This is a genomic window from Flavitalea flava (genome assembly GCF_054461575.1).
Genome location: NZ_JBTLQH010000057.1, coordinates 20,399 through 38,816, shown reverse-complemented (window position 1 = coordinate 38,816; position 18,418 = coordinate 20,399). Strand labels below are relative to the sequence as shown.

Sequence of the window (18,418 nt, the reverse complement as noted above, 5' to 3'; positions counted from 1 at the left end):
TCTCTAAAATACGATTATATCTTTTTGTGCCCGGCAGATGATGGTTTTGAACTTTATGAAGGAGTTCAAAACCACATAGCCTACTACAATAACAAAACGCATCATACCACCCGGCAAAAACCCAATAACCGCTACCTGGAACCTCTAAAAAAAGCAGCCTGATCTATGAATACCGCAAGACAAATCTTAACTTAACACCCTAACCTTTTGGTCTCGAATATGGGGAGTGTTATAGTAATCCCATTGGCAAATAACCATAATTTCCTATGGCAAATATGATAGTAGTTAATATGAGTGGCTGTTACTTGCGTATTATCCTTATTAGCTTATTATTTTACCGACATTTATTTTAGCTATTTTTTTTCATGAAACCTGATTTTCGTAATCAAACAAATTCATCAATTCAATTAGTTTATTTTCTGCGTGCTCGATTGCGTCTGCACTTCCAACAGACCCACGTATATAACTATTAGCGATGGGGGTAATAAATAAATTGGCTTTTGCCGTTTCATCAATCCTAGGAACAGCTCTTGGTCTCTCCTCAGTATCTTCCTTCAGATCCCCGCGTATTGCATAAGCAACCTGATTTGCATTATCACTAATGGCGATAGCTACTGTTTCCATAAGACTAAATGTCCTCGCCTGATTGGAAGTAATTCTCCAATTAACTAAAGCATGAGCCAGGGCAGGAATAATTTTGTCCCTTTCAGTCTTGGGACAGACCAAACACTTGCCAAAAACCGTCTGGCCTTCTTTCCAACCATTATCTCGCAACTTCTGATCTATTTCAGGAAATAATTCTGGTTCGAGCTTATTTGTTGACACACAAAATAAAGTGCGCAAGTCAATACCCATATCATAAACGAATAAACCAGATGCTCTTTTTTGATCCTGGATAAATGCCCGGTTTGGGAGGTTTCTTTTTTTGTCGCTCAACCATGAGTCCAATTCTTCATCCGTCAATTTTTCTTTCCGGCTTTTCCCCTCTACCCAATAAACATTTACCTTATGATGCTCCGGATGAGAAGTTCGGTCAAAGGTTAGATTTTCTGTAGGATTTTCGATACCTCCCAAGAGAGGATGCAAAGGACGCATCGCCGAAATGGATAGAGGACTTCTCCTTTTAACGGTAAAACTACCACTCTCCGCCTTCATATAACCTCCTAACAATTGGTCGGCAAATGTAGGGTCGCAGGGGGAATGAGGCTCCTTTTGAAAGGCCTTGTCTTCTTTTTTATCGATCTCCCAATTAAAGGTAATGGCAGCAAAGGGGAGGTTCAATGCCTCTATTACGGACCTTTTCACCTGTTGCCCACTGGAGTATGGCATCTTATAACCAAATTGCGGGTCAAAATAATATTTCTGCCCATCATTTACCGCAAATACCGTATGGTCTGCATGACGAAGACCCCGCAAATATATAAATGGTTTATTTGTCATAATATGATATTTTTAATTTTTTTAGTTTTGTTTTTGATAAACATATTCGAACCGTATAAGAGTCACAAAAAGCGGGAAATTATCAACGGGCATTTTTACAACTTCCTCTACAATGCTTTTGAATAATTCAGTATTGGCCGGGCTCTGTTCAAGAAGCTTAGTAAGAAGGTCAATAAAATCCCGAACCGTTCGGGATTCCCGAATCTCTTTACTATCCTGTGTCAGGCCGCCTGTTTTGCCACGACTGTCAAGCTTCCGATCATTTTCAAGCGTAACCAGGGCTTTTGCCGTTTGTCCGGCTAAGTCTAATAGTTCAGTCTTGTTAAGCATAGCTGTTATCCAAAGTTTATAAAGTTGAAAATTAAAATAAGATTGTTCGCTATTCAGTTTGTACTCATTCCCTTTTGCATATATTACCGTGCCCTTGGGCATATAATCCCTAAGTTTGTCTGGCTCAATTGACTTTAGTCCGATTGTTCCCTGTTTGCATGCGGTCTTGAAATTAAAGAAAACAGAAAGTTCCTCGATTTCTTTATCATTGAGTACGGTTTCCTTTTCCTGAATAAATAATTTATCGCGCAACTCATACATCTTATTGACCTCTCCAAGATAAATATTGATAAAGCCCAGTGTAGTATTAGTCTGGGATAAACTGTAGATATATGCCGTAATATATGGTTGCCGAATCCCTTTAACTAAAGAAAAAACAACTTTTGACCATGCCTGGGTAGGAATAGCTATATTTCCCTGCACTTCAACTGTTTCAATTTTGAAATTTAGAAATGGATTGTTTCTATCATAATTTCTACTAAAAATATGGCAAAGCCATTGCCCATTCCATGTTTCGATCTGTTTATCCTTAACATTTGGTGTTTGTGAAAGAAAATTTCGATAATGTATCCAACCTCCAAATAATGACCAAAGCACATCTTTATTATCGATAAGCATTACCAATCCTCCACTAACTCCTATCGCCAATGCCTCGCCAATCCAGGATGCATACATTTCATCTGGGGTAATGTTAAAATCAATAGAGGTTAATTGTCCGGAGGTAGTGCCTTCCAGGTCTTTTGCAGCATATCCAACAAAAATTGCCATATTTGGCGCTTCTGAACCAATATCGGCATGAAGTTTTTGAAGCTGAAGCTGAGGTATTGAAATCCCGGTTTCTATCGCCTTTTGAGAAGGTTTTTGAAAAAAAGGCGAATTACTTACATGCATCAAATGTTTATCCTGATTGAAAAACAAAGGGAAAAACACTTCATCAAAAAAAGCCTTCCCCGTTAAGGAAGTTTTCATTTTTTCATTATAAAGCTTCAAAAAAATTCGCCCTATATAACTGGTATACATTATTATAATAAATTTTCATGTTCCATCAATTCCAGACCATATCGTTTATGTTCTTGCTCGTCTTGCGGGATCACAAAAGGGTTGGATCCCATTTGAAGCTGTTCATACACTCCCCTTTTCCGGCAAATAGTCTTCCAGCTTATCGGTATTTCCAATTGTAAACGCTCTTCCCATTTGGCAGTTAAATAAATATCCCTGTCGCTTTCAAGAATACAATTGGCGCTTTCGATTTCCAGTGCTTCTACAATTACTGATTTTTTATTACTGGTCAATTCTTTTAAAAGAAATTCTCCGTTTTTATAAATTAAATGAATATCAATCAATTTGAGATCGAGAGATGGATAGATCTCATCAATTTTAGCCTGCAGATCTCTTTCTTTCAGCAACTGTCCATGTTCAAGCAACCTAAAACTCTCTTCTACTATTTCTTTTTTATAAGGCAAAAGATTTCCACTTGGAGCAATTACATATATTGGCTTATACCTTCCGATGATTCCTGAAATCCTTTTCCTGTTTACTCTTCCAAATCGTTGGATAAGACTATCCAAGGGAGCAGATTCAGTTATCATCCTGTCAAAATTGATATCCAGGCTTACTTCTACTACCTGAGTGGAAATGACTAGGCATGGGCACAATCCGCTACCAAACGTAGTACTCCCATCACCATTAAATTCCTTTTTTAGCCGGGTTTCTAAATTCACCCTATCCTTGCGTCTGAACCGACTATGGATTAGCAGGATAGGAATTCCAGGAAAAGAATGACTAAGTTCTTTGAATGCCTCCTGTGCCTTTTTTACTGTATTAAAAATTACCAGCACCTTTTCTTTATTGTCAATTGCCTCCTTTATTATCTCATTAACCCTGCTGTTGTCATTTTCCTTATAAATAATATGTCGATCAAAGCTATCCAACTCCTCTTCAGGCAACTTAACCTCATATACGAAAGATTTTCCACCAAATATCCTGAGCAATTCATTGTAAAGAACCGCAGGCATGGTTGCCGTTCCAATATGTATCCTACAATCCAAATGCAACAATGTCCTGACTATTGCAAGGACCATTGCCTGAGAGTAATCGGAATAGGTATGGATTTCATCTAATATTACATCACAACCCTGGATATCCAACATTACCGATTCGAAGCCGGAAGTTCCGAAGGCGATTGCCGCTAATTGATGAGGTGTCATTACTTTCACTGCAGAACCTGCCATTGGCTGAAGAATCTGTTCTTCTATGTTTTTTTCGACAACAATTTTCGAAGTTGAATGCAGCAATCGAATGTCCTTATTGGGAATTGTACTTTTCATTCGCTCCCACATGGCATTTATAGAGGCCTGAAATGGAAGTGTATAAAAAATTCGCCCCTGACAACGGCGAAGCAAAAAATCTGTTTTCCCTGCTCCAGTTGGTGCAACAACAAGGGTGTGCTTTCTATTGTCCCCGGAGTCAATCAAGGAAAGCGGATAAAGCCTGCTTTTCCTTTTATCATCATGGTAATACTGTAGGTTGGGAATTTCAAAAAGGTGTTTAATTTGCTCTTTTGTTTGGTCCATAAAGCCAGAAGCAAAATGGTCGGCGGACTTTAGCAGGCCCCGCCAGGGGGACCAACCGCTTTTTTTAGCATCACAATATTTAAATGCATATTGTAAAGCATTTTCGGCTTCGATCCGGGAAATAAGTCTTACTGGAATATCAAAATGTTCAATTATTTGAAGCCCGAATAGATGCCAGTTTTCCCATTCATCCAAGTGGTTGGCGATCCAATCCCTTTCATTTTGGTCAAGATCCAGGATACCTTTTGCCCCCGGATCATCTCCTATTGATTTATGATGCGCAACGACTAAATCAATTAAAATGTCCCATTCGGCCTCTGGAAATAAAGGCAGAAAACCTAATGAAGATAATTCGTGCCGATGGGTAAAATTTTGTTTTGAATTCTCATACAAGGTTGCTCCATTGTATCCGCCGATTTTTCGCTGAAAATGTGGATGTGCCTTTCCCAAATCATGAATAATGGCTCCTTTTCGGGCCATTTGCAGGTCGAATAGGTGAACAAACCCTTCAGACATTTTTTCTATAGCTACCACAACCTGTTGAGAATGATTCAGTAAACTTATACTTCCGTAGTTTTTGCTTTTAGCCCAAATTGAATCAAGACTTTGGGAGGTATAATATGGTTTGGGTATTGTGTCCATTGATTTATATTATCGGTCTATATATTATCCAATGCTCCATCGGCCATCTCTTTCTTGTATCTGTCGTCAAAAGTATCAGAAGCCGATCTTATTGGATTTCCAAATACCTTCAATTCCCCAAACATTTCTCTGTTTTCATTGAACCGATTGTGGCCAACCTTAAAACCCTTTTCAGCAGTACTAAAAAACAATTCAAACCCATCGATCCCATCAAATTCTTTCTCTGACATTTCAATTATATACTCGCCAATAAGGATATCCTCGTTCCTGCAAAGACAAATTTGTAGGGTTAACGCGTTTTCAGCATCCTGTTTGTTCCTAAAGACTAAATAAAGATTGGGATTTACCAGGATACCTCTATTTAATATAGAAATGTTATCCGCTTGGTAATAGACTCTTCCCAAGCCATCTTTTTTCTTTATTGCTTTGAAACCACCTTTTGACCAGGTCTTTTCCTGTTGAGAATCAATACCTTGATAATTTAAACGATGACGTTGGATTTTAGTGACTTTACCCGGAATCTGGAGCAACTCAGGGAATAGTTTTTTTTCGATCCCTTCTACAATTGATGGGGTCAGAAATTGCTGACTAAAGGTCTCTCCATCACGAACCGCCGTCCAAGGCTTAATAAAGCCAAATGTGCCTGAATATTTTACTACATAATATATCATACAGTTATCTATTTTAAAGCACCAAAACCAATCCCGGTGCAACTGCCGATTCCTACGTTCCAGGCAAAGGCTATTTGCTCAGGAGTCCCGGCAATTTCGACTGGGCAAATATTTACCTTGTTTCCAACCTTATGGTAATAAATGATTTTTGTTCTGGCTTCCGGGAAGTCTCTTAGGAAATTTACGGATACATTATTATCAGCAATTCCAGCAATTCTGAGCTTGGTCTTCAAAGTTTCCGTTAAAAGATTATCGCTTTGGGGGTTTTCATAGGTGTAATGAATTATTTTTTTCTCTTGATATCGTTTAATTAAAACCGGACTGGAAACATAAAAAACTTCTTTTTCTGCAAAAAGCGGCGTTTCCTGTATGGATAAATCCGACACCTCCAATCCGAAATTTATCCCTGGATCGATTTGTATCCCCCGGATCAGCGCTTTTATCAGATCGATATCATAAGCAGTAAACTCAAATCTCGCCCCTTGTTCAAAGACCAAATGCTCTCCTCTTTTCCGGCCACCTTGCAACCAGGAAAACGAATACATAGAAGTACTTCCATGTAATTCATTTTTGCCTATCCACTTGTGAATTGCCCCTGTCATTTGTGGCTGGTAATTAAATGGAACAGGCCTATTTTGTGATCGCAGAGTTAAATGGACTCGCATAACCTAATTGTTTAGTTATAATGCCTCATAATTTCTTCGTTTTTTTACAGATGTTTGAGTATGTATCATTTTTCATACGACTCATCCCAAAAAGTAAATCCGTTACATATATCACAAAAGCAACAGCTTTTATCCTTACACAATCCACAAGCTTTACAGATTAATTGCGTGTAAAGAAGCTTATCGTTTTTAATCATAAAAGTAAATTTTGATTAAAAATAAGCTTAAAAACCTATTGATAATATTTTTTTGTATTTATTTTGTCAATTTAATATAGTTGGCTAATTTTACCCACCCTCATTTATCAGGAATTGAAAAATTGATAATATTTTTTCCGCCTTTAAAATCAATGAATTGCACCGATAAATGAGGATTTTTTTAATTCTAACTGATTTATTAATACTTATTGAACTCCCTTTCTATTTTATTCGGTGTTAAAATTCGATTACCTTATTCTCTAGCAATAATCTATGCGTCATTTCTTAGACTATTATTAATTCCTCTTATAGGAAATGCAATTTTCCTTACAGCATAAAAAAACCTGCGCCAACGCAAAAGCGACTCTCACTCCCAAAAATTCTTTCGGAGAGATTCGAATGATAAAATTGCCGTTTCAACTATTATAGAAACACTTCAACCAGGAAATAGAACTACTGCATTGCATAGAATAGTTATTCAGATAAGAAAACCTTTTATGTGGAAAACTACAACCAGATACCTTAAATTCAACTCAAAAAGTATTTGTCAAAAGGTTAACTGGTTAGTGCAGAAGAATTTATCTTAATTTGCGATCGCAAAATGACTTAACATAGACTTCATTCCAAATTATATATGAACACTTCCTATATCATCGACTCAATCCGAACTCCTATTGCCAAATATGCAGGCGCACTTAGCACCATCCGTCCTGATGACTTGCTGGCCCATGTTGTAAAGGCTCTATTGCTGCGAAATTCTGGAATAGATAAATCAGCTATTGAAGACCTCATTGCTGGAGATGCAAACCAGGCCGGAGAGGACAACCGCAATGTTGCCCGCATGGCAGCATTACTGGCAGGTTTGCCTGTTACAGTTCCAGGCAATACCGTTAATCGACTGTGCGCCTCTGGTCTTCAGGCTATTATGGACGCATCACGGGCAGTTATGTGTAATGAAGGAGAACTATATATTGCAGCCGGGGTAGAAAGTATGACCCGGGCACCTATGGTAATGGGTAAGGCTTCTCATGCATATAGTCGGAATACTGAAATTTTTGATTCTACAATTGGCTGGAGATTCATAAACAAAAAACTGTCAGAAAAATATCACCCTTACTCTATGGGTGAAACGGCTGAAAATGTCGCCAAACAATGGAAAATAGGTCGGCAGGAACAGGACGAATTCGGGCTGGCTTCCCAGCAAAAATATTTTGCTGCATTGGAGGCTGGAAAATGGCGGGAGGAAATTGCACCCGTGGAGATTCTGGGAGGAAAGGAAGAAAAGATATATTTTGAAAAGGACGAGCAGCCACGCCAAACATCTTTAGAAAAACTAGCTAATCTGAGACCGGCTTTTGCAAAGGATGGAACAGTAACAGCGGGAAATTCTTCTTCCATCAATGATGGCGCTGCCGCCATTTTGCTCGCCAGTGAAAACGCTGTTAAAAGATTTGATTTGGCCCCAACCGCAAGGGTCGTTAGCATGGCTGTTAGCGGTGTTGATCCGGCCATTATGGGGATTGGTCCGGTAAGTGCTACACAAAAGGCTTTGAAAAGGGCAGGTTTGAAGATCGGAGATATCGATTTAATAGAACTAAATGAAGCATTTGCAGCACAATCGATTGCCTGTATGCAAGAGCTTGATCTCGATCCTTCGAGGGTAAATGTGAATGGAGGTGCTATCGCAATTGGGCATCCCTTAGGCTGCAGCGGAGTAAGGATATCCACGACTTTGCTTCATGAAATGAAAAGAAGGAATCTTAGATATGGTTTAGCCACTATGTGTGTTGGTGTGGGTCAGGGAGCTGCGGTGATTTATGAGAAGGTTTAGGATTTTTAGTCAGAGTATTGAATAAATTTTAGAAATCATGGATTAATAGATATTCGGCTGCTTTTCAAAAGACAATTTAAAAAAAAGCAGACCTTTTCGTGCATGTCCTCGAAATGGTCTGCTTTTCAATTTTAGATGGAAAAGCTTAAATTACTAGTAGTTTTCCCCCATGACCTTCCATGCGGTAGTTTTCAATTCCAACATGGTTCAATTTAATCCGGCTTCGCAGTAAAAATATTTCGCGGCCTTAGCCAACTTTCAATTCCAACATGGTTCAATTTAATTCCGTCTGGTCACCTTTCCAAGGTACTCATTTTCAATAAGCAAAAAAATATATTGAATTTTAATCCTCCATCAAAAATAATCGACTTCTAATAATTTAAAATCCCCCAGAGATCGACGAAAAATAAATTACCAGACTAATAGATATAAGTGTCGATAAAAATTAGTCCTATTCCCAAAAATCAATGATGGCTTTAGGATTAAGAAATAAAAAATGATTTTTTATTTCAATTAAAATTTAAAATATTAAAAAAATTCATCATGGTACAATCTTATTCTTTTCCGAATAATTAGCGCTTAATTCAAGTGTCTTTCCTTAAATTGTATCAAACTACAAAACCACTACACACATGAGAAAATATAGACTGCCGCTTGCCGGCATCCTTACATTTATTGCCCTCTTCAATCCGAAACCTCTTTCCGCACAAACGAAACCAGCAAAACTTTCGAAAGATTCAAACAGCCAAATAACAAAATATAAAACCCAGGCAATCACCGACCTGAACTCACAATACGACCAATACAAAAAGATAGCACTCCAGATCTGGGATTACGCTGAGCTTGGTTACCAGGAAACTAAAAGTTCGGCTCTGCACCAGAAGACATTATCAGAAAGTGGTTTCACCATCGATACCGCAGCAGCAAATATCCCTACGGCATTCGTAGCCACCTATGGAAGTGGAAAACCAGTCATTGGCATTCTTGCGGAATTTGACGCCTTACCTGGTCTTTCACAGGATACAGTCCCGGAAAAAAAGCCGCTTCCGGGAAGGATTGCCGGCCATGCCTGCGGGCACCATTTGTTTGGTACGGCCTCCGTGGCGGCAGCCATTGAATTGAAAAAAATAATGGAACAATATCATCTTGCCGGAACCATTAAATTATTCGGCACCCCGGCAGAAGAGGGTGGCGCAGGAAAAGTGTACATGGTACGGGCCGGGCTATTTAAAGATGTGGATGTGGTCGTTCATTGGCATCCCTCCAGTGATAACGCGGTTGCCTATTCCAATTCTCTGGCCATGGTTTCGGCAAAATTCAGATTTCATGGATTATCTGCGCATGCTGCAATGGCACCCGACAAAGGTCGCTCTGCCCTGGATGGCGTGGAAGGCATGGACTACCTTGTGAACATGATGCGGGAACATGTTCCCCAGGAAACCCGCATCCATTATGTTATCACGAATGGCGGTAAGGCGCCAAATGTAGTTCCCGATTTTGCAGAATCTTACTATTTTGTACGGCACTACGATCGGGATATGGTAAGGCAGATTTTCGATCGGGTTACCAAAGCAGCCCAGGGAGCCGCCATGGGCACAGGAACCACGGTGGACTATGAGATTATCGATGGCGATTTCGACATCTTGCCTAACCGGACACTCGCCGAAGTCATGCAAAAGAACCTGGAAATGGTAGGTGGAGTCAGCCTGACTCCAAAGGAAATCGAATTTGGTAAAAAGATCCAGGCAAGTTTTAGCTATAAAGTGCGGCCGATCGAATCGGTTTCCAAAGTCGAGCCGTTATCGGCAGAAATAGAAAAAGGAGGAGCCTCATCGGATGTTGGCGATGTATCCTGGAATGTGCCGACTGTCGGGCTCGGAGCAGCCACATGGATTGCTGGAACACCCGCACATAGTTGGCAGGCAGTCGCTTGCGGAGGAACGGAGATCGGTACCAAGGGTATGATGGTGGCTGCCAAAACGATGACACTCACAGTTATAGACCTGCTTACCCGCAAAGACATCATTCCTGCGGCCACAGAGGAGTTCAAGAAAGTTCGGGGAGAGGATTTTGTTTATAAACCGCTTTTGGGTGATCGCCAGCCTCCAATTAATTACCGGAACTAGCCTAGCCCCTCGCCAATCAAATGAACTGGCCCGAGCTTTAACAGAAAATATCCCCCCTTCTTTGTACCTTTGCAGGGTCATGAAAACGGGAATAAGCAATATAAGGCATCTGAATCTCAGTGAGTTAGAGGAATATTTCGAGAAATTGGGCGAGAAGAAATTCAGGGCCAAACAAGTCTATGAGTGGGTTTGGCAGAAACATGCCCATAGTTTTGAGGCGATGACCAACCTGAGCAAGGAATTGCGCAAATTCCTCCAGGAGAACTTTACCCTTCCCGCTTTAACCGTAGACGCAACCCAATATTCCGCGGATGGTACGGTTAAAAGCCGTTTTCGGACACATGAGGGACACCTGGTCGAAGGCGTATTGATCCCGACCGACGAACGCAAAACAGCTTGCGTTTCTTCCCAGATCGGTTGCTCTCTTAGTTGCAAATTCTGCGCGACCGGTACGATGGATCGCAAACGGAATCTGGACTATGACGAAATCTATGACCAGGTGGTCCTGATCAACCAGCAATCCGAAAAAGTATACCAAAAGAAGTTATCTAATATCGTTTTCATGGGTATGGGCGAGCCCTTGCTGAACTATAGAAATGTGCTGAAAAGTATCGAACGCATTACTGCGGCCGATGGTCTGGGTATGAGTCCCCGTCGCATTACCGTTTCTACCGCCGGAGTTGCCAAAATGATCCGACAGTTAGGGGACGATAAGGTGAAATTTAAATTAGCCCTTTCGTTACATGCCGCCAATGATCAGAAACGCAACGAGATCATGCCGGTCAATGAAACCAATAATATCAAGACCCTGATCGATGCGCTGAATTATTTCTATCAGCAGACGGGTAATGAGATCACGCTGGAATATATCTTATTTAAAGATTTTAACGATAGCCGCGAGGATGCCGACGAACTGGTAAAGGTCTACAGGCAGATCCCCGCCGATCTGGTAAACATCATTGAATACAACCCCATCACCGGGGCTCTCTTCGCCAAACCCGACGATTTTGCCGTCGAAAAATTCATGCAGCACCTTGAAAAGAATAAGGTCAACGCCCGTCTGCGCAGAAGCCGGGGCAAGGATATCGATGCAGCCTGCGGGCAGCTGGCGAATAAGGAGAGCATGTAAGGAAATATCCCTGCACCACCCCCTACGCCCCTACTCTGACCGTAAACTCTTCACGGGATTAGCCAACGCCGCTTTGATCGACTGAAAACTAACCGTCGCCAAGGTGATCAGCAAGGCCCCCACAATGGTAACGACAAATACCCATAACGAAATAGAAGTGCGGTAATCGTAATGTTGCAGCCAGTTGTGCATGACATAATACGAAACGGGAACAGCCAGGAAAAAGGAAAGCAGGACCAGGAGCAGAAAATCCTTTGATAAAAGGCCCCAGAGATGAAGGACGGAAGCACCTAAAACCTTTCGTACGCCAATCTCTTTAACGCGTTGTTCTGCCATAAAAGAAGCCATGCCGAAAAGCCCCAGGCAACTGATAAAGATCGCAAAAACGGTAAAAAAACCGGCCAGGCGTCCAATCCGCTCTTCGAATTGAAATTTTCGGGCATAATCCTCATCATTAAAAGTGTAATCAAACGGAGATCCGGGATTGTATTTTTTAAAGATCGATTCGATCTTCGGCAAAGCCTGGCTCATCGCTAAAGCCGGATTGGCCTTTACCGTTATCACATTCGCATTTTCATTATTCTGATCGATCATAAATATCGTAGGTTTTACCGGTGCAAAAGGATTCTCCATTATCAGATCTTTCACGACGCCGATTACACGATAATTTTTATCCTTCCGGTCACTATACAGATATTCCACCGTCGAGCCGACAGCATTTTTAAAACCCATATACCGGGCCGCAGATTCATTGAGGATCATACCCGCTGAATCAGAAGCAAAATCCCGGGAAAAATCACGTCCGTCCGCGAACTGGAATCCGATCGTCTTCCCGAAATCATGGTCAACCCGTATGACCCCAAAACTGGGAACCACATTGGGATCCTTTCCTGTCCAGGAAAACCCGCTCTGATTCGAATAAACACTGGTTGTAGGGCTGCTGGATACGGCGACATTCAATGCTGCGCCAGAACGGATCAGATCGGTGCGGATGGCCTCATAATGTTTGGTGAGGTCATCGGTATTGATATCGACGGTCAGCAAACCATCCCTGGTATAGCCCACCGGGCGGTTGCGTACAAAAACGATCTGTTGAAAGACGACGATGGTTCCGATGATCAGGGAAATGGACACAGTGAACTGAAGCACGATGAGGATCTTCCGCGGCAGGGAAGCCAGACGCCCGGCCTTGAAGGTTCCTTTCAAAACCTTTACGGAATTGAAGGAAGAAAGATAAAAAGCCGGATAACTCCCCGATACCAGACCGGCAAACAGGGTGAACCCGATAGCGCCCGAGCAGAACAAGGGATTGGTCCAGGGAATGGAAAGTTGTTTATCCGCCAGTTGGTTGAAGAAGGGCAATGCCAGCCGCACCAGCAGGAGGGACAGGCCAAAAGCCAGAAAAGCGATCAATAACGATTCCCCCAGGAACTGGAAGATCAACTGCCGGCGGAGCGAGCCAACGGCTTTTCGGATGCCCACTTCTTTGGCGCGTTTCTCCGAGCGTGCAGTACTGAGATTCATAAAATTGATGCAAGCCAGCAGCAATACAAAAAGACCGATGGTACCGAACATCCAGACAAAGGTGATGGCGCCACCTGTATTTTTACCGTTTTTAAATTCGTCGTATAAACGCCACTTGCTCATGGGATGTAACAAGACCTCCGGTTTGTCATTGCGATTATGCCCGGTAAGCGCGCTCTTTATCTTTGCGTTCACCTTATTCAGATCGGCACTTTCCTGCAATTGTATATAGATCTGGAAAGAATTGCTGTTCCATTGATTCTCAGAACTCTTTACCCAGGGCTGTTCTGCCGAATAAAAAGCCCAGGGGACAAACAGGTTTACTTCGTTAAAACTCGAATTATAGGGGAAATCTTCGTAGATACCCGTTACTTTCAGTTCTTTTTTGTTATCGATCTTCACCAGTTTATTTATAGGGTCGCGATCGCCAAAAAGGGAAGAAGCCAGGGAATGGCTGATCAACAACGAACTGGGATCATCAAAAGAAGCAGAAGTACCCCGGATCATTCTCAGCGTGAGCATGTCGACAAGACCGGGTTGGGCAAAAATACCATGCGTGCTCAGTAACTTGTCCTCCACCGACACCACATGAGAAAAATTCCAGGACGCCAGCGATACCTTTTTAAAATCACCGGCATATTGGGTTCGCAAGGCTCCCGCAAGTGGGATCGGCACCGTCTGCAAGGTGCGTATATCATTCCCATGCGTCGAATTGATCATCACATGTACGATCCGGTCATAATTGAGAAAATTTTTATTGTAATTGACATTATCCACGATCCACAAACCGATCAGGAATACAACGGCCATCCCGATGGCCAGCCCTGATATATTAAGGATAGAGTATGCTTTATTATTTACCAGGTTCCGCCAGGCGATCTTGAAGTAATTCCGGATCATAAAAATGTATTACTAAAGAATTTAAATAAAAGGAGGGCAGCAAAAATAGGTCCGGCAATCGGCCTGATTGATTCCCAAACAGTTAGTGCAAGAAGAAACAATAGCCGCGCACGTTTTCAATACAAAATCGTCCGGTTTCGATACAAGTCTTACGCACCCCAATACAAGATGTCTATTCCGCCAAACTCATTTCCTGCATATTGTCAGTCGTCATGGACGCCTTTCTTATTTCAGACATTGTCCGCTGATGGAATTTTTTCATCATCTTGTTCAGGTGACTGCTATCGGTAAAACCAAGTTCGTAGGCTATCTCTTTGAAGGATTGACGGGTATAGTAAACCCTGGCTTCTGCAATCTTCAATTTTGATTTTAATACAAAATCCTGGAAAGTCTCCCCGCTGTTACGTTTGAAATATTCACTGAAATAAGTTTCTGCAATATGAAACTCCGAAGCCAGGTATTTTATGGAGATCTTTTCTTCAGACACTAAATTGTGTTGAACGAATTGAATGATCCCGGCGATCTTTTTGCCGGCCATTTCAGGGATAACCAGGCTGTCTTTCTCAATATTCCGGGCAATAATACTTAAAATAGCCACCAGCGTGCTTTGCATGATCAGATTTCTATGCGTTCCCTTTCTCCCATACTCATCCTGCAATACTTCCAGTAAAGCGATCACCTTGTCTTTATCGGTTTCATCCCTTATCAGTTCTCCCGGTTTACGGTTATAATTACCAATAATGAAATTAAGCCGGTTGCACCAGGTAGTATAATCGACCAGGGTATGATCCCGCTCCATACAAGTCCTGTTTGCGAATTTGAGGAACAGGAACCGCGTCCTTTTCCGGATGATATAGGTGTGACAATCAGTGGCGGGCAGCAGGAAAATATTTCTTTTCTGATACGGGTACCGTAGATTGTTTACATATTGATCTCCTTCGCCGTCCAGGATGCATACTATTTCAAAAAAACTGTTCCGCCTGTCCCACTTATCCCAGGTATCGAGCTCCGCTGTAGTGATAACAAAAGGTTCATTCAAATATTCCATACCCGAATTTACCAATAAAATGACAGGAGAAAGGGTGATCCCATCTCCTTACCGGTCTTTCCCAGCAGTATACCTCTTTGACCCGGAATTAGCAGCTCAACTTTGCGCTTTCATTAACAACTCAAAAAAAACAAATATGAAAGCTTGGGAATTACAAGGCTTTGGCCTTAAACACCTGAAACAAGTTGAGCGGGCAATTCCAAAACCCGGTCCGAAACAGATCCTGATCAAAGTAAATGCCGTCTCGCTTAATTTCCGGGATAAGGCTATTGCAGAAGGAATTTATTTACCCGATATCATGCGGATGCCCCTGATACCGGTTTCCGATACAGCCGGAGTGGTGGTTGATGCGGGTAAAGCAACAAGCCGGTTCAAACCGGGTGACCGGGTTACGTCCCATCTTTACCCAAATTGGGTCAGCGGCCTCCGGCATCCTTCGGATGTATCGCTGCATGCACTGGGAGGGCCGGTGGACGGCGGCCTGGCAGAATACATGCTTTTGGACGAGGAAGGCGCCGTAGCCACCCCTGCGGGCCTCACCGACGCGGAAGGCGCCACTTTGCCTATTGCCGCCCTCACGGCCTGGTTTGCGCTGGTTGAACACGGTCAGTTACAAACCGGACAGACCGTAGTAGTGCAAGGCACCGGCGGCGTTTCCCTGTTCGCCATTCAATTAGCCGCCGCGCTGGGAGCCAGGGTGATCGCCTTGTCCGGAAGTGATGACAAACTGGAGCTGGTCCGGAAACTAGGGGCATCGGATACTATTGATTATAAAAAGAACCCCGAATGGCACCAACAGGTATTGGAATTGACCAATGGAAAAGGAGCAGACAATATCCTGGATATCGCCGGGGGTAGCAGCCTGAATAAGTCCGTCCGGGCAGTAAGGGATGGAGGACAGGTATCTGTGATCGGGTTCCTGGAAAATATTACGGCCAGCCTTGACCTCCTTCCTGTTATTTTTAAGGCTGCCCAGGTCCGGGGAATCCTGGTAGGTAACAGAGACGCCTTCGAAGCCATGAATACCGTGATCGGACAGCACGCCATAAGACCGGTAATAGATATTACCTATCCTTTTGACGACGTATTGTCTGCTTATGCCCATTTAGAACGGGGAGCGGTAGGGAAAATCGTGGTAATTCGGTAAACAGGCGTTTTTAACAGGCATTTACCCTCCCGGGGCATTAAACCTTCCTTTTAAGTGCCCGTCTTATATACCAAATAACAAGACCATGAATACAAACAAAGTCATGCATACAAACAAGACCATGCATACAAGATTCACACAACTTCTGAAAAAAGGGTTTCTTTTTTCCGGAGTCTTATTCCTTGGGCTGGCTTCAGGGCTGTCTTCTCAAGCTCAATCCTCCAGTAATAGCAGTACGGACAATACAGGGACAGGGACAGATACAATCCGACGCGCCGGCGGTATGCGACCTCATTGGGGTAATAAGGATGGTTCCGACCATTTTGCGCAGCGGGAGGGGTTTCGCAGCCGTTCGGGCGGCCGGATGGGTGGAGGAAGGGAAGGCCGGATGGGCAGACACAGGAATGGTATCCATTACACGCCTGAACAACGCACCCAGGTGATGGCCATTCAAAAAGAGTATCATCAGAAATCGGCTGACCTGTTCAAAAACGATAAAATGACCTTGGGGCAATACAAGGCACAACTTATCGCTCTGCAGAAAGAAAGAAAAAATAAAATGGATGCCTTGTTGACGCCGGAGCAAAAAGACAAACTGGCGCAACATAAAAAACAAGCCTCCGAGAACAGACAGGTAATGGCCGCCGCGCGTTTGGAAAAACTGAGGATACGGCTGAGCCTGAATGATGATCAGGTAGCCAAGATCAAGACCGGGCAGGAGAATCTGTCCGCCCAGGCAAAGATCCTTCATGAGAATGAAGATCTCCTGCCTCAGCAAAGAAGAGAATTGCTAAAAAATCTGTTCGTCAAACAACAGGATAATCTTAAGGCCGTGCTTACTCCTGAGCAATTGTCCAAATTCCAGGAAATGCAGAAATCACATCGACACGGTCCTGGCGCTTAAATCCTTATGAAATCATAAATGGACGTTCGAGGCAGAGGGGTTAAAGTTAAAGCTCCGGAGAGATCCGGGGCTTTTTTTATTGGTACGGATCGATATTAATACGGGGCAATCTCAATACGGGTCGACCCCTTTCGCCCGCATCAGCGACTGCTCTCCAAAACGATCCTTGATGCTGTCGATCGCCTGGTACAAATGGATCATTTCCTGCGTATCCTCGAAGAGATTGATCTGGTGATTACCCGGCACCAGCTGCGTAAAACGTACACCCAGCAACCGTATCAGCATGCGCCGTTCATACAGGCGGGTGAATAGTTCTTTGGCCGTTTTCAGCAGGGTATGGTCGGCACTGCTATAGGCAATACTACACTGACGGGTGACCGTGTCAAAATTCGCATACCGGAGTTTGACCGTAACACAGCCTGTCAGTTTGTTCTGCTGGCGTAATTGAAAACCGATATCTTCAGTCATACGCACCAACTGGCCTTCCAGGAAATCCAGATCGATCGTATCGGTCTCGAAGGTCCTTTCTGTAGAGATAGATTTCTGTTCGTGATAAGGAATGACCGGCGTTTCGTCAATACCGTTGGAGCGCCGCCAGAGCTCGATGCCATTTTTCCCCAGCAGATTTTCCATCATCTCTACCGGGATCTCGCTCAGGGTCCGGATCGTCTCCACACCCATCCGCAACAGGAGCAGGGAAGTCTGCTTCCCTACTCCGGGCATCTTTACTATACTGAGTGGCGCCAGGTATTTCTTTTCTTCTCCCGGCGGAACTTCAGTCTGTCCATTGGGCTTGACTTCGTTGGTCGCCACTTTACTGATCAGTTTGTTACCAGCCAGGGCAAACGATGCCGGCAATCCCGTTTCTTTGGCAATCCTTTTTTTAAGTGTCCTGCTGAACTCGCTGCAGCCAAAGAACTTATCCATTCCCGTCATATCGATATAAAATTCATCGATGGAAGCCTTCTCGAACAAAGGGACGGTGTCCTGTATGACGTCCGTCACCAGGCGGGAATAATTGCTGTAAGCTTCCATATCCCCCCGGATGATGAGTACATGCGGGCATAAACGCCGCGCCAGTTTCATCGGCATCGCCGAATGGATACCGAATTTACGCGCCTCATAACTACAGGCCGCCACGACTCCCCTGTCACCGCTCCCACCCACGATCAGAGGCCGCCCCATTAATTTGGCATTTTTAAGACATTCCACTGATACAAAAAAAGCATCCAGGTCAAAATGAGCGATATGTCGTTGCGACGATAATAACATAGGAAAGGTTTGAAAAGAT

General features: G+C 43.1%; 13 protein-coding genes and 1 pseudogene. 5 read left to right on the top strand and 9 right to left on the bottom strand.

All coding sequences use genetic code 11. The annotated features are described in order from the left end of the window. Positions 1-191 precede the first annotated feature (191 nt). The 6 genes and pseudogenes from ACX0G9_RS28535 to cas6 all read right to left on the bottom strand — a co-directional run. A pseudogene (locus ACX0G9_RS28535) lies at positions 192-293 on the bottom strand (Dna2/Cas4 domain-containing protein); the annotation flags it as partial. Positions 294-363: 70 nt separating this feature from the next. Further along, positions 364-1,440 carry a hypothetical protein gene (locus ACX0G9_RS28530; protein WP_459068395.1) on the bottom strand — a complete coding sequence of 359 codons (1,077 nt, stop codon included), beginning with the start codon at positions 1,438-1,440 and terminating at the stop codon, positions 364-366. Between the two features lie 21 nt (positions 1,441-1,461). After that, positions 1,462-2,739: a hypothetical protein gene (locus ACX0G9_RS28525; RefSeq protein WP_459068394.1), complete on the bottom strand. Its 1,278-nt coding sequence runs from the start codon at positions 2,737-2,739 to the stop codon at positions 1,462-1,464. 53 nt (positions 2,740-2,792) lie between these two features. Beyond that, on the bottom strand, positions 2,793-4,985 hold the full coding sequence (gene cas3 / locus ACX0G9_RS28520; RefSeq protein WP_459068393.1) for a CRISPR-associated helicase Cas3': 2,193 nt from the start codon (positions 4,983-4,985) through the stop codon (positions 2,793-2,795). Positions 4,986-5,002: 17 nt separating this feature from the next. After that, on the bottom strand, positions 5,003-5,656 hold the full coding sequence (locus ACX0G9_RS28515) for a hypothetical protein (RefSeq protein WP_459068392.1): 654 nt from the start codon (positions 5,654-5,656) through the stop codon (positions 5,003-5,005). Between the two features lie 8 nt (positions 5,657-5,664). Next, positions 5,665-6,321, bottom strand: a complete 657-nt coding sequence (gene cas6, locus ACX0G9_RS28510; RefSeq protein ID WP_459068391.1) for a CRISPR-associated endoribonuclease Cas6 — start codon at positions 6,319-6,321, stop codon at positions 5,665-5,667. 831 nt (positions 6,322-7,152) lie between these two features. On the opposite strand from cas6, the gene ACX0G9_RS28505 reads away from it, so the two are divergent. The 3 genes from ACX0G9_RS28505 (at position 7,153) to rlmN (ending at position 11,604) form a co-directional block, all read left to right on the top strand. Beyond that, the gene (locus tag ACX0G9_RS28505; protein WP_459068390.1) at positions 7,153-8,349 is read left to right on the top strand and encodes a thiolase family protein; all 1,197 of its coding nucleotides are present in this window, start codon (positions 7,153-7,155) and stop codon (positions 8,347-8,349) included. Between the two features lie 632 nt (positions 8,350-8,981). Beyond that, positions 8,982-10,475, top strand: a complete 1,494-nt coding sequence (locus tag ACX0G9_RS28500) for an amidohydrolase (RefSeq protein ID WP_459068389.1) — start codon at positions 8,982-8,984, stop codon at positions 10,473-10,475. Positions 10,476-10,554: 79 nt separating this feature from the next. Next, complete coding sequence (rlmN, locus tag ACX0G9_RS28495) at positions 10,555-11,604, top strand: 23S rRNA (adenine(2503)-C(2))-methyltransferase RlmN (protein WP_459068388.1); 1,050 nt, start codon at positions 10,555-10,557, stop codon at positions 11,602-11,604. A gap of 30 nt (positions 11,605-11,634) precedes the next feature. On the opposite strand, the gene ACX0G9_RS28490 is transcribed toward rlmN, so the two are convergent. Beyond that, positions 11,635-14,028: an ABC transporter permease gene (locus ACX0G9_RS28490; protein WP_459068387.1), complete on the bottom strand. Its 2,394-nt coding sequence runs from the start codon at positions 14,026-14,028 to the stop codon at positions 11,635-11,637. 172 nt (positions 14,029-14,200) lie between these two features. Beyond that, a complete protein-coding gene (locus ACX0G9_RS28485; RefSeq protein WP_459068386.1) occupies positions 14,201-15,076 on the bottom strand; it encodes an AraC family transcriptional regulator in 876 nt (291 codons plus the stop codon). A 136-nt stretch (positions 15,077-15,212) separates the two neighbouring features. On the opposite strand from ACX0G9_RS28485, the gene ACX0G9_RS28480 reads away from it, so the two are divergent. Together ACX0G9_RS28480 and ACX0G9_RS28475 are read left to right on the top strand one after the other, a co-directional pair. Further along, positions 15,213-16,223, top strand: coding sequence for a zinc-dependent alcohol dehydrogenase family protein (locus ACX0G9_RS28480; protein WP_459068385.1), 1,011 nt, complete (start codon positions 15,213-15,215; stop codon positions 16,221-16,223). 85 nt (positions 16,224-16,308) lie between these two features. Continuing rightward, on the top strand, positions 16,309-17,127 hold the full coding sequence (locus ACX0G9_RS28475; RefSeq protein ID WP_459068384.1) for a hypothetical protein: 819 nt from the start codon (positions 16,309-16,311) through the stop codon (positions 17,125-17,127). A gap of 111 nt (positions 17,128-17,238) precedes the next feature. Here the strand turns inward: ACX0G9_RS28475 and dinB are convergent, their stop codons facing one another. Beyond that, positions 17,239-18,399 (bottom strand): DNA polymerase IV, encoded by a 1,161-nt coding sequence (dinB, locus tag ACX0G9_RS28470; protein ID WP_459068383.1) that lies wholly within the window; start codon positions 18,397-18,399, stop codon positions 17,239-17,241. Positions 18,400-18,418 lie beyond the last annotated feature (19 nt).

Bases quoted from the DNA above. Each gene is read 5' to 3' on its own strand.
- ACX0G9_RS28515 (WP_459068392.1), bottom strand. From the start codon at position 5,656: ATGATATATTATGTAGTAAAATATTCAGGCACATTTGGCTTTATTAAG.
- ACX0G9_RS28505 (WP_459068390.1), top strand. From the start codon at position 7,153: ATGAACACTTCCTATATCATCGACTCAATCCGAACTCCTATTGCCAAA.
- ACX0G9_RS28475 (WP_459068384.1), top strand. From the start codon at position 16,309: ATGAATACAAACAAAGTCATGCATACAAACAAGACCATGCATACAAGA.
- cas3 (WP_459068393.1), bottom strand. From the start codon at position 4,985: ATGGACACAATACCCAAACCATATTATACCTCCCAAAGTCTTGATTCA.
- ACX0G9_RS28490 (WP_459068387.1), bottom strand. From the start codon at position 14,028: ATGATCCGGAATTACTTCAAGATCGCCTGGCGGAACCTGGTAAATAAT.
- ACX0G9_RS28485 (WP_459068386.1), bottom strand. From the start codon at position 15,076: ATGGAATATTTGAATGAACCTTTTGTTATCACTACAGCGGAGCTCGAT.
- ACX0G9_RS28480 (WP_459068385.1), top strand. From the start codon at position 15,213: ATGAAAGCTTGGGAATTACAAGGCTTTGGCCTTAAACACCTGAAACAA.
- cas6 (WP_459068391.1), bottom strand. From the start codon at position 6,321: ATGCGAGTCCATTTAACTCTGCGATCACAAAATAGGCCTGTTCCATTT.
- dinB (WP_459068383.1), bottom strand. From the start codon at position 18,399: ATGTTATTATCGTCGCAACGACATATCGCTCATTTTGACCTGGATGCT.
- rlmN (WP_459068388.1), top strand. From the start codon at position 10,555: ATGAAAACGGGAATAAGCAATATAAGGCATCTGAATCTCAGTGAGTTA.
- ACX0G9_RS28530 (WP_459068395.1), bottom strand. From the start codon at position 1,440: ATGACAAATAAACCATTTATATATTTGCGGGGTCTTCGTCATGCAGAC.
- ACX0G9_RS28500 (WP_459068389.1), top strand. From the start codon at position 8,982: ATGAGAAAATATAGACTGCCGCTTGCCGGCATCCTTACATTTATTGCC.
- ACX0G9_RS28525 (WP_459068394.1), bottom strand. From the start codon at position 2,739: ATGAAAACTTCCTTAACGGGGAAGGCTTTTTTTGATGAAGTGTTTTTC.